At 65.8% G+C, this 15113-nt stretch carries 11 protein-coding genes; 7 read left to right on the forward strand and 4 right to left on the reverse strand.

The genetic code is table 11. The annotated features are described in order from the left end of the window. The first annotated feature begins 134 nt into the window (after nucleotides 1–134). From KBA48_RS04630 to KBA48_RS04640, 3 genes are all read left to right on the forward strand, one after another. Nucleotides 135–1781, forward strand: coding sequence for a DUF5597 domain-containing protein (locus KBA48_RS04630; protein WP_292903829.1), 1647 nt, complete (start codon nucleotides 135–137; stop codon nucleotides 1779–1781). Between the two features lie 139 nt (nucleotides 1782–1920). Next, entirely contained in the window at nucleotides 1921–4821 is a 2901-nt protein-coding gene (locus KBA48_RS04635) for a TIM-barrel domain-containing protein (RefSeq protein ID WP_292903830.1), read from the forward strand. Nucleotides 4822–4879: 58 nt separating this feature from the next. Next, entirely contained in the window at nucleotides 4880–5587 is a 708-nt protein-coding gene (locus KBA48_RS04640) for a GDSL-type esterase/lipase family protein (RefSeq protein ID WP_292903831.1), read from the forward strand. A gap of 9 nt (nucleotides 5588–5596) precedes the next feature. Here the strand turns inward: KBA48_RS04640 and KBA48_RS04645 are convergent, their stop codons facing one another. Next, on the reverse strand, nucleotides 5597–6280 hold the full coding sequence (locus tag KBA48_RS04645) for a TetR/AcrR family transcriptional regulator (RefSeq protein WP_292903832.1): 684 nt from the start codon (nucleotides 6278–6280) through the stop codon (nucleotides 5597–5599). A gap of 89 nt (nucleotides 6281–6369) precedes the next feature. Here KBA48_RS04645 and KBA48_RS04650 point away from each other — a divergent pair, with 89 nt between their 5' ends. The 4 genes from KBA48_RS04650 (at nucleotide 6370) to KBA48_RS04665 (ending at nucleotide 11789) form a co-directional block, all read left to right on the forward strand. Then, nucleotides 6370–7419, forward strand: coding sequence for an efflux RND transporter periplasmic adaptor subunit (locus KBA48_RS04650; protein ID WP_292903833.1), 1050 nt, complete (start codon nucleotides 6370–6372; stop codon nucleotides 7417–7419). Between the two features lie 3 nt (nucleotides 7420–7422). Further along, nucleotides 7423–10461 (forward strand): efflux RND transporter permease subunit, encoded by a 3039-nt coding sequence (locus KBA48_RS04655; protein ID WP_292903834.1) that lies wholly within the window; start codon nucleotides 7423–7425, stop codon nucleotides 10459–10461. 61 nt (nucleotides 10462–10522) lie between these two features. Continuing rightward, nucleotides 10523–10999: a (2Fe-2S)-binding protein gene (locus KBA48_RS04660; protein WP_292903835.1), complete on the forward strand. Its 477-nt coding sequence runs from the start codon at nucleotides 10523–10525 to the stop codon at nucleotides 10997–10999. Between the two features lie 4 nt (nucleotides 11000–11003). Beyond that, nucleotides 11004–11789, forward strand: coding sequence for a xanthine dehydrogenase family protein subunit M (locus KBA48_RS04665; RefSeq protein WP_292903836.1), 786 nt, complete (start codon nucleotides 11004–11006; stop codon nucleotides 11787–11789). Here the strand turns inward: KBA48_RS04665 and KBA48_RS04670 are convergent. The 3 genes from KBA48_RS04670 to KBA48_RS04680 all read right to left on the reverse strand — a co-directional run bounded on the left by KBA48_RS04670 (nucleotide 11779) and on the right by KBA48_RS04680 (nucleotide 15060). Beyond that, entirely contained in the window at nucleotides 11779–12222 is a 444-nt protein-coding gene (locus KBA48_RS04670; RefSeq protein WP_292903837.1) for an Lrp/AsnC ligand binding domain-containing protein, read from the reverse strand. The two genes, KBA48_RS04665 and KBA48_RS04670, sit on opposite strands and share 11 nt — an antisense overlap. Nucleotides 12223–12288: 66 nt before the next feature. After that, entirely contained in the window at nucleotides 12289–13791 is a 1503-nt protein-coding gene (locus KBA48_RS04675) for an aldehyde dehydrogenase family protein (RefSeq protein ID WP_292903838.1), read from the reverse strand. A 198-nt stretch (nucleotides 13792–13989) separates the two neighbouring features. Further along, nucleotides 13990–15060 carry a saccharopine dehydrogenase C-terminal domain-containing protein gene (locus tag KBA48_RS04680; RefSeq protein WP_292903839.1) on the reverse strand — a complete coding sequence of 357 codons (1071 nt, stop codon included), beginning with the start codon at nucleotides 15058–15060 and terminating at the stop codon, nucleotides 13990–13992. Nucleotides 15061–15113 lie beyond the last annotated feature (53 nt).

Genomic DNA, 15113 nt, shown 5'->3' on the forward strand with positions numbered 1-15113 from the left:
AATTGGTAGCGGTATCATCCGTTCATAACGAAATAAGGACCGTCCCGCCGCCGGCGGATGAGGGTCCGGGGAGGCGTGCGGGATGGGATGCGGTGGTCTTCTGGCCACGATGCCGCCTGCCGGGAAGGCGATCGATGCAGTTGCGCACTATCCGCGCCTATGCCGTTCTCGGCGGTCTGGTGGCTGGTCTCACCCTGCCGGGTGCGATCGGTGCCCATGCGGCGCCCGACGGTTCCCCGCCACTGCCGCCGCCGCGCATGGTGACGGAGAAGGGGCGCCATGCCCTGCTGGTTGATGGCCGGCCGTTCCTGATCCTGGGCGCGCAGGTCAATAATTCCAGCAATTATCACGCCGCCCTGCCGCTTGTCTGGCCGGCCGTGAAGCAGGTGGGGGCCAATACGGTTCAGGTGCCCATCGCCTGGGAACAGATCGAGCCGGTGGAAGGCCGGTTCGATTTCAGTTTTGTCGACCTGCTGCTGGAACAGGCCCGTGCCAACAAGGTGCGGCTGATCCCGCTCTGGTTTGCGACCTGGAAAAACAACGGCCCCAACTATGCCCCCGGCTGGGTCAAGCTGAACAATGACCGGTTCCCGCGCGTGGTGGAGGCCAAAGGCATCATCCGCAATTCCCTGTCACCCCATGGCAAGGAAACGCTGGCTGCCGACAGCAAGGCCTTCGCCGCCCTGATGCGCCATCTGAAACAGGTGGACACGCAGCGCACGGTCATCATGGTGCAGGTCCAGAACGAGGTCGGCACCTATGGCGCCATCCGCGACCATGGAAGCGAGGCGGAAAGGCTGTTCAACGGCCCTGTGCCGGCCGATCTGGTCAAGGCCATGAAAAAGAAGCCGGGGATCTGGCGGGACCTGTTCGGCAAGGATGCCGACGAGTTTTTCCATGCCTGGCATATCGGCCGCTTCGTGGACGCGGTGGCGGCGGCGGGCAAGCAGGAATATGACCTGCCCCTCTATGTGAATGCGGCCCTGCGCGACCCGTTCAAGGACCAGGACCCCTATACCTATTCCGCCGGCGGGCCGACCTGGAACGTGCTGGATATCTGGAAGGCGGCGGCCCCGAATATCGATGTCCTGGCGCCCGACATCTACATGGAACATCACGCGCCCTACATGAAGACGCTGGAACAGTATGGACGGCCCGACAATGCCCTGATGGTGGCGGAGATGGGCAGCAAGCCCGTCTATGCCCGCTATCTGTTTGCCGTGCTGGGGAAACAGGGCATCGGGTTCAGCCCGTTCGGCCTGGATTATACGGGATATTCCAACGCCCCCCTGGGGGCGGCGACGGTGACGCCGGAAACGCTGGCGCCCTTTACCCTGGCCTACCGCACCGTCAGCCCCATCGCCGACCTGATCGCCGAGCGCAGCCTGAAGGGAAGGGTTTGGGGCGGCGCGGAGCCGGAGGCCGAGCATGCCCAGGAGATCGCGCTGGGCGAGGCGCCGTGGAAGGCGGAGCTGTCCTATGGGCTGGGCCAGTTCGGCATGGAGAAGCCGCCCGGCAATGCCACGCCCATGGGCGGTGCCGTGGTGATCGAGATGGGCCAGGACGATTACCTGATCACCGGCATGCATGTGCGGGTGGATTTCATCAGCACGCGGGAGGGGCGCGGCCGCATTTACGACCGGGTGGAGGAAGGGCGGCTGTTGGAGGGCGTCTGGGTCATGGACCGGGTCTGGAACGGTGACCAGACCGACTATGGCCTGAACCTGACCGACAGGGCGCAGGTATTGCGGGTGAAGCTGGGGACGTATCCGACGAGGTAAGGGCGGATTTGGGGGGCGGGCGTATTAAACCCTCGCCCGCTTGGCGGGAGAGGGAGGGGCCCAAGCCGGAAGGCTTGGGAGGGTGAGGGAACACCTTAACGACAAAGACATTGGCAGTTCGACAGGGGGAAAATAACGCATGACTTTCCGATCCACGATGCTGGCCCGCGCCGCCCTTCTGCCGCTGCTGTGGCTGGCCGGCTGCGATGGTGGTGCCACATCCGGCGGTAACTCGCCCGTCCAGGCGGTACAGCCGGATTCCGTACAGCAGACGGCGGACGGGCTGGTGGCGACCCTGTCGGCGGGACCGGCCAAGAAGCTGCGCCTGCAGGTGATCAATGACCGCACCATCCGCGTTACGGCGGTGCCGACCGACAGCCTGGACATTCCCGCCAGCCTGATCACCGTTGCCGGTCCGGCGAATGGTGGGTTCACGGTGGAACAGGATGGCAAGATCGCGCGGGTGAAGACGCCTGCGCTGACCGCGGAACTGACGCTGGCGACGGGTGCCGTCCGCTTCCTGGACAGGAACGGCAAGGAACTGCTGGCCGAGAAGGATCGCGGCACCATCGCGCCCGTCAAGGTGCTGGACCGCGACTATTACACGATCAGCCAGAGCTTCAATCCCGGCACGGATGAGGCGTTCTACGGCCTGGGCCAGCATCAGAACGGGGTGCTGAACTGGAACGGCGAAGATGTGCGGCTGGCCCAGCATAATATGGACATCGCCGTCCCCTTCGTGGTGTCCAGCCGCAATTACGGCCTGCTCTGGGACAATAATTCTATCAGCCGGTTCGGCGTGCCGCATGACTATGCCGATCTGGACGGGTCCCTGACGCTGTTCGACGCGCAAGGGCAGGCAGGGGCGTTGACCGCCACCTATACCAGGGATGGCGAGGCGAAGCTGGTGCGCCGCGAGGCCAAGATCGACTGGCGTGATCTGGATGATCTGGTCAATTGGCCGGCGGAAGTGGGCGGCACCCGGCGCCCCGACAAGACGCGCGACACGCCGGGCCAGAAGGTGACCTGGCAGGGCAAGATCGCTACGACCAAGGCCGGTATCCACAAGTTCCAGCTTTATTCGTCAGGCTACGCCACGGTGTTCGTGGATGGCAAAGAGGTCATCCATCGCTGGCGCCAGAACTGGAACCCCTGGTTCCATAATTTCGAAATCGCGCTGGAGGCCGGCAAGCAGCATGACATCCGCGTCGAATGGCAACCCGATGGCGGCTATATCGGCGTCTCTCATCAGGACCCGCTGCCGCCCGAGCAGCGCCATGCCCTGACCTTGTCGTCGGAAGTGGCCAATGCCCTGGATTATTATGTCATTGCCGGTGACGATATCCATGGGGTCATCGCGGGATACCGGCAATTGACCGGCAAGTCGGTGATGCTGCCACGCTGGGCCTATGGGTTCTGGCAGAGTCGGGAACGGTACAAGACCCAGGAGGAAGTGGTCGGCACGGTCAAGGAATACCGCAAGCGCGGTATCCCGCTGGATAATATCGTGCTGGATTGGAACTACTGGCCCGAAGATGGCTGGGGCAGCCATGATTTCGACAAGGCGCGCTTCCCCGATCCGGCCGGCATGGTGGATCAGGTTCACAAGCTGAACGCCCGCCTCATGATCTCCGTCTGGCCGAAATTCTATCCCAGTACGGCGCATTACAAGGAACTGGACGCCAAGGGCTATATCTACCGCCGCAATGTGGAGAAGGGGGAGCGCGACTGGATCGGCGAGGGGTACCTGAACGCGCATTATGATCCCTATAGCCAGGAGGCGCGGGATATCTATTGGCGGCAGATGCGCGACAAGCTGAACCTGCTGAAGGTCGATGCCTGGTGGCTGGACAATACCGAACCGGATGTCCATTCCAACCTGCCGATGGAGGAGGTGAAGCTGCGTATCGGGCCGACGGCCATGGGGCCGGGTTCCGCCTTCTTCAATTCCTATCCCCTGATGCAGACCAAGGCCGTGTATGAGGGGGAGCGGCGCGACGATGGTGGGCGGCGCAGTTTCATCCTGACCCGCTCCGGTTTCGCGGGACAGCAGCGCCATGGCATGGCGGTCTGGTCGGGCGATGTGGTGTCGCGCTTTGTCGATCTGGAACACCAGATCGCGGCCGGCATCAATACCAGCCTGTCGGGCCTGCCCAACTGGACCACCGATATTGGCGGTTTCGCCGTTGAAAGACGGTTCGAGGCCCAGCCCATGGCGCCCGCGGACCAGGCGGAATGGCGGGAATTGAACTTGCGCTGGTTCCAGTTCGGGGCCTTCAGCCCGCTGTTCCGGTCGCACGGGCAGTTCCCGCTGCGCGAGATCTATCATATCGCGCCGGAAGGATCGGACATTTACCAGTCCATGGTCTGGTACACCCGGCTGCGCTACAGCCTGCTGCCCTATATCTACACGCTGGCCGGCGACACCTGGCACAAGGACGGGACCATCATGCGCGCCCTGGCGCAGGATTTCCCCGCCGATGCCAGGGTGAAGGACCTGAGCACACAGTACCTGTTCGGGCCCAGCATCCTGGTGGCGCCGGTCTATACCCAGGGCGCCACGACCCGGGCGGTCTATCTGCCCGCCGGCGCCAACTGGGTGGATTTCTACACAGGCGAGAAGCAGGCCGGCGGGCAGGAGATCACGGTAGAGGCACCCTTGACCCGTATTCCGCTGTTCGTGCGGGAAGGTTCCATTATCCCGACCGGGCCGGCGGTGCAGTCCACCGCCGAGACGCAGGATGGATCGCTGCTGATCAACATCTATGCCGGGGCGGACGGGTCCTTCGACCTGTATGAGGATGAAGGCACCACCTATGGCTATGAGCATGGCGAATTCAGCCGCATCAAGATGAGCTGGAACCAGGCCAGCGGTGAGTTGACCATCGCCGACCGGCAGGGGGCGTTCCCCGGTATGGTTGAGAAGCGCACCCTTCGTGTCCGCTGGATCGACGGCAGGAACGACAAGGCCGCCGACTTCACCGTGAAGGGTGAGCGTGCGGTGTTGTATGAGGGCAAGCAGCTTGTCGTTAAACGCTGAGGACCGGCACGCCATCCCCAAACCGCGCCCATTGCTTTCTTGTGAAAGGAACCGCCGCATGAACCGTCGCCATCTCCTGTCCTCGCTTTCCACCCTGCCGCTGCTGGCCGCGCTGCCGGGGCGGGCGGCGGAGCCGGTGCAGGCGCTGGACTGGGCCAACCGCGCCCGCTATGCCGGCGCCAACGTCACCGACAAGGCGCAGCCGGCGGACAGGCGGCGGGTCGTCTTCATGGGCGACAGCATCACGGAGAATTGGGCGCGGCCGGACTATGATGGCGGGTTTTTCCCCGCCAACGGCTTCATCGGGCGCGGCATTTCGGGGCAGACGACCTCGCAGATGCTGCTGCGCTTTACGCCTGACGTTCTGGACCTGACACCCCGCGCCGTTCATATCCTGGCGGGAACCAATGACGTAGCGGAAAATGGCGGGAGATACGATCCGGCCCTGACCCAGGACAATCTGGCCAGCATGGCGATACTGGCCCGGGCGGCGGGGATCAAGGTCTTCATCGGCTCCGTCCCGCCGGCCCGCGACATCTATTGGCGCAAGACGGTGGGCGATCCGACCGACCGTATCCTGGCCCTGAATGACTGGATCGCGGGATATTGCCGCCGGGAGGGCCATGTCTATGTGGATTACTGGCCGGTTCTGGCCGATGCGGAGAAAGGGTTGAAGGCGGAACTGGGCAGGGACGCGGTGCATCCCAACCGCGCCGGCTATCTGATCATGGGGCCGCTGGCCCTTCAGGCCCTGCGGACTGTGTGAACCGGACCCTCAGCGGGGGCGCATGCCGTCGAACAGGAGGGTGATCGAGGTGTCGAGCCAGCGGTTGATGGGGGTGAAATTGCGATCGCCCTTGGTGATGACCAGCGATACGATGCCATGGCCCATGGCCCAGACGCTGTCGGCGAAACCTTCGGGATCGTCGCCGCGCAGCAGCCCGGCGGCCACCAGCCGCTCGATACCGGATTGCAGGATGCCGAAGGTCTGCATGGCCTTGGCCGTTTTCTGCGCCACATCGTCCGGCGCGGCCCCGGGCTGGCAGGGCAGCCCGCGATGGCCCAGGGTGGGGACAAAGCGCGACAGGCTGTTCATGAAGACCAGCCGATATTCGTTGGGATGCGCCAGTCCATAGCGCACATAATTCATCATCAATTGCCGCAGCATGCCCAGCGGGTCGGTCGCCGCATCGGCCGGTACGGTCATGGCCGCCACCAGCCCGTCGAAAAACTCCGCCGCGATGGCGGTCAGCAGCGCTTCCTTGTCGGCGAAATGATCATAGATGGCGGTGGGCGTGATGCCGGCGGCGTCGGCGATGCGGCGCATGCTGGCCTGTTCGAACCCCTGCGTCACAAACAGGTCGCGCGCCACGGCCAGAATCTGCGCACGCCGTTCGGCGGCGGGAAGCCGTGTACGCTTGCCGGGTTTTGCTGCACGCCTGCTTTTTCCGGTAACCATGCCTTCGACCTTCAGAATCCCTATTGACCTATAGCGCGGCCGGACTAAACCTAACACCGTAAACTTATCGATGTTAGGTTAGGTGTGCCATGCTGCGCGCGTCCCTCCCGCTGATCCTTGTCCTTGGCCTGTCTGCGTGTGGCAAGCCGGCACCCGACGCGGCGCAGGCCAGCCCGTCGGCCCCGCCCGTGCCTGTGTCGGTCAGTGCGGCCCGCCCCGCCCCGGAGGCGCAGATGATCAAGGCCACGGGCAGCGTCGCCTTCAAGCGGGAAATCCCGCTTTCCTTCAAGGTGGCGGGCAAGGTGGAGGGTTTCCAGGTCGATATCGCCGATCCGGTCACGCGTGGCCAGCGTCTGGCCCGTATCCAGGTGACGGAGGTGGATGCGCAATTACGCGCGGCTGACGCCCGTGTCACCAAGGCGCGGCAGGATCTGGACCGGCTGCTGCCGCTGGTCGCCAAGGGTTTTGTGGAGAAGGCGCGGGTGGATGCGGCCAAGTCGGCGCTGGATACGGCCCAGGCCGACCGCGACGCCATCGCCTTCAACCGGGGCCTGTCGGAGATTTCGGCCCCGGCCGACGGCGTGGTGCTGGCACGGCCGCTGGAGCCGGGGCAGATCGTGCCGGCGGGCACCACAGCCCTGGTCATCGGGGATCGCGAAAGCGGTGTGATCGTGCGCGCCGGCCTGTCGGACCGCGACGTGGCGCGGGTCGGGACCGGCAATGAAGTGGAACTGGACCTGCCCGAAGGCAGGCTGACGGGGCATGTCACCCGCATCGCGGCCAAAAGTGCCACGGGCACCGGCGTGTTCGATGTGGAGGTGACGCTGCCCGACGCCCCTGCCTATCTGTCCAGCGGGCGCATCGTCACCCTGCTGATCGCGCCGAAACCGGGCGGGGCACAGCCGCCGCTGGCCGTGCCGGCCTCCGCCATCATCGAAGGGTTCGGCGATCTGGCCACGCTCTATGTCGTGAAGGCCGACGGCAAAGGCGTGGAGCGGCGGCAGGTTAAGGTGGCGGGCCTGCGCGGGGCCGACCTTCTGGTGGCCGCCGGTCTTGCCGAGGGGGAACGGGTCGTGTCGGCCGGCGGCGCCTATCTGCGGCCCGACAGCGCCATCAGTATCGCGCCGGCGGGGAACTGAGCCATGGGCAGCATCGCCGCCTTCTCCGTGCGCCAGTGGCAATTCACGCTGGTGCTGTTCGCCATGCTGGCCGCCATGGGGGTCAGTTCGCTTCTGTCCATTCCCCGCGCGGAGGACCCCAGCTTTCCCATCCCCACCGTCCTGGTGGTGGCCATCCTGCCGGGGGCGGACACGATCGACCTGGAAAAACAGGTCACCGATCCGCTGGAAGACGCCATCGACAGCCTGGATGACATCACCAAGATCACGTCGCGCACCCGCGACGGTGTCGCCGTGATCACGGTCGAGTTCGACTGGTCCGCCGACGCGGAGCGCAAATATGATCAGGTGGTGCGGGAGGTGAGTGCCATCCGCCCGACCCTGCCGGCCGGGCTGGTCCGGCTGGAGGTGAAGAAGTTCAACACCGCGCTGACCAATTTTATGCAGGTGGCGCTGGTGGGCGACGGGGCAACGGCGCTGGAACTGCGCAAGCGGGCCGACGATCTGCGCGACATTATCGACCGGGTGCCCGGCGTCTGGGAAAGCGAGATCTGGGGGGAGGAGCGGACCGAGGTCCGTGTGGCCGTCGATGCCGGGCGGCTGGCCGAACTGCGCCTGCCCGCGACGGCGGTGGCCGATGCCTTGAAGGCGGAGGGGGCAGCGGTGCCGCTGGGCGCCCTGCATGCCGGGCAACGGCGCTTCACGGTGAAGACGGAGGGCGATTTCGACACGCTGGATGATATCGCCAATACCGTTGTCCGGGCATCCGATGGCCGTGTGGTGCGTGTGCGCGATGTGGCCGAGGTCACCTGGGCGGCGGACGAGGCCAACCATATCGCCCGTTTCAACGGTCAGCGTGCGGTGTTTGTCACCGCCAATCAGAAGCCGGGGCAGAATATCTTCGAATTGAGAAAGGGGGCCTATGCGGCCCTGGACGAGTTCGAGCGGAGCCTGCCGCCCACCATCAAGCTGGAACGTGGGTTCGACCAGTCGGAAAATGTCGCCAGGCGCCTGTCCACCCTGTTCCGCGATTTCGCCATCGCGCTGGGCCTGGTTCTGATCACCCTGATCCCGCTGGGCTTCCGGGCGTCGCTGGTGGTAATGCTGGCCATTCCGCTGTCGCTGGCCATCGGCGTGACGGTGCTGCAATTCACCGGCTTCACCCTGAACCAACTATCCATCGCGGGCTTTGTCCTGTCGCTGGGCCTGCTGGTCGATGACAGTATCGTGGTGACGGAGAATATCGCCCGCCATCTGCGCATGGGCAAAAGCCGGGAACAGGCGGCGATCGAGGGTACACGGCAGATCGCGGTGGCCGTGCTGGGCTGTACCGCCACCCTGCTGCTGGCCTTCCTGCCGCTGATGTTCCTGCCGGAAGGGTCGGGCAAGTTCATCAAGTCCTTGCCGGTCGCGGTACTGGCCACGGTGGCGGCTTCGCTGTTCGTGGCGCTGACCATGATCCCGTTCCTGGCCGCCCGCATCCTGTCGCGGCATGAGGACCCGGAAGGGAACAAGGCGCTGCAACTGGTCATGGGCGCCATCCATGCCGTCTATCGCCCCGTGCTGCACCGGGCACTGGAACGGCCGGGCCTCACGGTGCTGATCGCCACCATCCTGTTCGCCGGGTCCGTGGCCCTGGTGCCGCGCATCGGGTTCAGCCTGTTCCCGTCCGCCGATATTCCCCAGTTCCTGATCGAGATCGACCTGCCCGAGGGCGCGCCTCTGGCCGAGACGGACAAGGCCGTGCGCTTTGTCGAGGCGCAGGTGAAGCAGATGCCCGATGTCCGCTTTGTCATGGCCAATGCCGGGCATGGCAATCCGCGCATCTATTACAACATCACCCCGCGTGAGGATGACCCGACCCATGGCGCCATCTTTGTCGGCCTGACGGAATGGAAGGGGAAGCAGAGCACTTTGGCGCTGGACAAGCTGCGCGCCCGGCTGGCCGCCTATCCCGGCGCGCAGATCATCGTGCGGGTGTTCGAGAACGGACCGCCCATCGAGGCGCCCATCGCGGTGCGCATCCTGGGGCCGGAACTGCCCGTGCTGAAGGAACTGGCGGCCAAGGTGAGCTCGATCATCGAGGGCACGCCCGGTTCGCGCGACGTGGTCAACCCGCTGCGCCTGGACCGCACCGACCTGGATCTGGGCATCGACCTGGACAAGGCGGGTGTGCTGGGTGTGCCGGCGGGGGCCGTGGATCGCGCCGTGCGCCTGTCCTTGTCGGGCGAAGCGGTCGCCACCTATCGGGAAAGCGACGGTGACGATTACCCCGTGACCCTGCGCCTGCCCATGGAGGGCCGGCACGAGCTGGACGTGCTGGGCGATATCAGGGTGCCGGGGGCGGCGGGGGCGGTGCCGCTGTCGGCCATCAGCGATCCGCATTTTATTACCGGCCCGGCGCGTATCGACCGGTTCAACCGCGAACGCGCCGTGACCATCACCGCCTTCACGGCCACGGGCTACAATACCGACCGGGTGACCCGCGCCATCGGCGAGCAGCTTGCGACGCTGGGCCTGCCGCCGGGATACCGGCTGATGACGGGGGGCGAGGCGGAGACGCGGTCCAAGAGCTTCGCAGGTCTGTCGGGCGCCATCCTGGTGGCCATGTTCGGCATCCTGGCGGTCCTGATCCTGGAATTCCGCAGTTTTGCCACCACGGCGGTGGTGGCCGGCGTCATCCCGCTGGGCATCATCGGCGGCATGGCGGCCCTGTTCGTGACCGGTTACACACTGTCCTTCACCTCTGTCATCGGCTTCGTGGCCCTGATCGGGATCGAGATCAAGAATTCCATCCTGCTGGTGGATTTCACCACCCAGTTGCGCCGCGCCGGCACACCGCTGAAGGCCGCCATCGAGGAGGCGGGGGAGGTGCGGTTCCTGCCCGTGCTGCTGACCTCCGTCACCGCCATCGGCGGCCTGCTGCCGCTGGCGCTGGGCGGATCGGGGCTTTATTCGCCGCTGGCGGTGGTGATCATCGGTGGGCTGATTTCCTCAACCGTCCTGTCGCGGCTGGTGACGCCGGCCATGTATCTGCTGCTGGCACCCAAGGAGGTGGATTGACGGCGGGCGCGGTGGCGGGCCAGAAAGGGATGCATGCCGCCGCAGCGCCCGAGGAACCCCCATGTCGATTGCCATCAATCTGACCGTCAATGGTGTCCGGTTGAGCCGGGAGGTGGACCCGCGCCTGCTGCTGTCGCAGCTTCTGCGTGACGAGCTGGGCCTGACCGGTACGCATGTCGGCTGTGACACCAGCCAGTGCGGTGCCTGCACCGTGCATCTGGACGGCGCGTCGGTGAAAAGCTGTGCGGTGCTGGCGGTACAGGCCGACGGGGCCGAGGTGCTGACCATCGAGGGGGTGGCGGGGCCGGATGGCACCCTGCACCCGATGCAGGCGGCGTTCCGGGAGCATCATGGCTTGCAATGCGGATTCTGTACGCCCGGCATGGTGATGGGCGCCATCGAACTGGCCCGCACCGCCCCCGACCTGGAGGAGGCAACGATCCGGGAGGGGCTGGAGGGCAATCTCTGCCGTTGTACCGGGTACCAGAACATCGTGAAGGCCGTGCGCGCGGGCGCCCTGGCCATGCGGGAAGGGTGACGCCATGTACGGGTTCGATTATCACCGCCCGGCCGCCCTGTCCGATGTCGTGGACCTGTTGACGGGGGACGAGGATGCAAAGCTGCTGGCCGGCGGCCAGACCCTGATCCCGACCCTGAAACAGCGGCTGGCCATGCCGACGGCTCTGGTGGACCTGTCCGCCGTGCCCGGATTGCGCGACATCGTGGCCGAAGGCGACGGGGTGCGCATCGGCGCCATGGCGACGCACGCGACGGTGGCGGGCAGTGCCCTGGTGCGTGGCGTGTTGCCCGGCCTGGCCGATCTGGCGTCCCATATCGGTGATGCCCAAGTGCGCAACCGGGGCACCATCGGCGGGTCCATCGCCAATGCCGATCCGGCCGCCGATTATCCGGCGGCGTTGGTGGCCCTGGACGCCGTTATTCGCACCGACCGGCGGGATATTCCGGGCGGGGACTTCTTCACCGGTCTGTTTGAAACGGCGCTGGCACCGGGGGAGGTGGTGACATCCGTCTTCTTCCCGGCCGCAACCCATGCCCGCTATGCCAAGTTCCCCAACCCGGCCAGCCGATACGCCATGGCGGGCGTGTTTGTGGCCAGGCGCGGCGACGATGTGCGGGTGGCGGTGACGGGGGCCGGGCCGTCGGTGTTCCGCTGGGACGCGGCCGAGGCGGCGCTGTCCGTACGCTTCAGCGCTGATGCGCTGGACGGGATCGTGCCGGACGCCGATGGCCTGAACAGCGACATGCATGCCGACGCGGATTACCGCGCGCAGATCGTGGCTGTGCTGGCGCGGCGCGCTATCGCCTGAACTTGTCCGACAGGACCAGGGACGACATGGTGCGTTCCACCCCCTGCACCTGACCCAGCAGGTCCAGCAAGCGGTCAATATCCTGCACCGACTGGGCCGCGATGACGGCCATCATGTCGTAGGTGCCGGCGATGGCGGACAGGCTTTCCACCTCGGTGATGCGCTTCACCTCCGCAACAATGCGCGACAGCATCTTGGGATTGGTGGAGAGCAGTACATAGGCGCGGATCAGCCGGCTGCTGCCCGGGTCCTGGCGCAGCGTATAGCCCTGAATGATGCCCAGCCGTTCCAGCCGCGCGATGCGTGCCTGTACCGATGACCGGGCCAGCCCCAGCTTGCGCGCCAGCGATGCCGCCGGTTCGCGGGCATTGGCCTTCAGCAGGGCCAGCAGGGCCGTATCAACGGTGTCCTGTTGAGCGTCGGGGGCGTCCATCGGGGGCCTTGGCAAGACGGAAAGACGGGTCGGGGCGGATGGCTGCCCATCCGCCCCGCCACCCTATCACAGCTCGGGGAACTCAATTCCCTGGGCCAGCGGCAGGGTGGTGCCGTAATTGATGGCCGAGGTCTGGCGGCGCATATACTGCCGCCAGCTATCGGAGCCGCTTTCACGCCCGCCGCCGGTTTCCTTCTCGCCGCCGAAAGCGCCGCCGATCTCCGCCCCGCTGGGGCCCATATTGACATTGGCGATGCCACAGTCGGAGCCATCGGGCGCCAGGAAGCGCTCGGCCTCCAGCAGGTCCCGGGTGATGATGCTGGAGGACAGGCCCTGCGGCACGTCGTTCTGCATCGCCACCGCTTCCTCGAACTCGCTATAGCGCAGGACATAGAGGATGGGGCCGAACGTCTCGTGTTTCACGATCTCCGTCTGGGCCGGCATTTCCGCGATGGCGGGATAGGCATACCAGGCGTCGGGGAAGCGGTCGGCGAGCGCCCGGCCACCGCCATGGACGGTGCCGCCCTGCGCCTTGGCGGTGTCCAGCGCCTTGGCCACGGCATCGAAGGCGGCCTTGTCCACCAGGGGACCCATCAGGGTGCCGCTCTCACGCGGGTCGCCCGGCTGGATGCCGGCAAAGGCACTTTTCACCGCCGACACCACCTTGTCATAGCAATCGGTATGGACGATCAGGCGGCGCAGGGTGGTGCAGCGCTGACCGGCGGTGCCGACGGCGGCGAACAGGATGGCGCGCACGGCCAGCTTCAGATCGGCCGACGGCGTCACGATCATGGCATTGTTGCCGCCCAGTTCCAGGATGGAACGGCCGAAGCGCCGGGCGACCACCGGGGCCACTTCGCGGCCCATGCGGGTGGAGCCGGTGGCGCTGACCAGCGGCACGCGCGGGTCGGCCGCGATCTGTTCACCCACTTCGCGCAGGCCGAACAGAAGCTGCGACAGGCCTTCGGGTGCGTCACCGAAACGGGCCAGGGCCTTTTCGAACAAAGCCTGCGTGGCCAGCGCCGTCAGCGGCGTCTTTTCCGACGGCTTCCAGATCACCGGGTCGCCGCAGACCAATGCCAGGGCGGCGTTCCAGGCCCAGACGGCGACGGGGAAGTTGAAGGCGGTGATGATGGCGACGGGGCCCAGCGGCTGCCAGGTTTCCACCATACGGTGACGCGGACGCTCCGACGCGATGGTCAGGCCGTGCAACTGCCGCGACAGGCCGACAGCGAAGTCGCAGATATCGATCATCTCCTGCACTTCGCCCAGGCCTTCCTGGACGATCTTGCCGGCTTCCAGCGTCACCAGCGCGCCCAGATCGGCCTTGTGCTCACGCAGCACCTCGCCATAGAGGCGGATCAGTTCCCCCCGGCGCGGCGCCGGGACGGTGCGCCAAGCCTTGAAGGCCGCCACCGAACGGGCCAATGCGGCGTCAACCTCGGCGGCGCTGTGCGCCTTCACGGCACCCAGGCGGGCGCCATCGATGGGGGAGCGGGAGACGATGTCACCATCCGCGACAAGATGGGCGATGCCCAGACGATCCAGAAGGGCGGCGGTAGCGGACATGGGGCGGAACTCCGGTATGGATGCTGGTGGTTTTTTTGCGGTTGGGGCCCTGTCGCTTCCGCCCCTTTACCGTCCCCCGGCGAAGGCCGGGCCCCGGTATCGTAGGGCGAGGCGCCTGCGGCCCCTGGACCCCGGCCTTCGCCGGGGTGAGTGGGGGAAGGCGTTGATGTTATGGCACATCGACGCCTTCCCCAAACCTCACGCATAAACCTTTCCGAAACGGTTGGAAAGGAACAGGTCCAGCGGCATCTGTTCCTGGCGGACGAAGCCCTTGGCCGGCAGGTGGCCGGCGGCCTGCAGATCCAGCATGGCGCAGATGCCGGCAGCGGTGCTCATCTGAATGGCCGACAGGAAATGGCCTTCGACCTCTTCGCCATAGATGTGGCGGACGATGCTTTCCTGCTCCAGGCGGCCATGGCGCTTGCCGCTGACGGTGCAGAAAACCAGCACCACATCCTGCATGGTGATGGGCAGGGCTTCTTCCAGCACTTCCTTCAGCAGGTCGCGGCGCCGCGCCAGACGCAGATCCTCCACCAGCAGCTTGATGATGGCGCAATGGCCGGGATAGCGGACCGACTTGTAGGTCAGGTTCTCGACCTTGCCGGCCAGCGTCTCCGTCAGGGAGCCCAGACCGCCTGAAGTGTTGAACGCCTCATAGGTCACCCCTTCCAGGGCGAATTCTTCCAGGTCTTCCAGGGGCGGCAGCTCGACATTGCGGCCGTCCTGCACGGCTTCGCACGGGTTCAGATATTCGTTGATCAGGCCGTCGGTGGACCAGGTCAGATTATATTTCAGGGCATTGGTGGGATAGCGGGGCAGGGCGCCCACGCGCAATTGCACATCGCGCAGGCTGTCGAAGCCGGCGGCCAGGCCGTGGGCCGCGATGGAGACGAAACCCGGCGCCAGACCGCATTGCGGGACGAAGGCGCTGTTGGCCTTGGCCGCCACTTCCTTCACGACACGCGTGCTGGCCACATCTTCGGTCAGGTCGAAATAATGGATGCCGGCATCATAGGCGCCATAGGCCACCGTGGAGGTGGTGTGGAAGGGCAGCGCGTTCAGCACGGCATACTGGCCCGCCATGGCCTTGCGCAAGGCGGTCCCATCATTGATGTCCAGTTGTACCGTGTCCACGCCCAGGGCGGTGAAACGGGTCAGGGCGTCGGCACTGTAATCGGCGACGGTGACCCTGTATTCCCCCGTGCGACGCAGCAGCAGGGTGATGGCGATGCCGATCTTGCCGGCGCCCAGCAGCAGGATGTTCTTCATATTGCTCCCCGTTTCCCGAATTGGATTAAGGGGATGGTGCCGCCCGGTGCCGC

This window comes from Niveispirillum sp., from assembly GCF_017996735.1.
Classification (GTDB): Bacteria; Pseudomonadota; Alphaproteobacteria; order Azospirillales; family Azospirillaceae; genus Niveispirillum.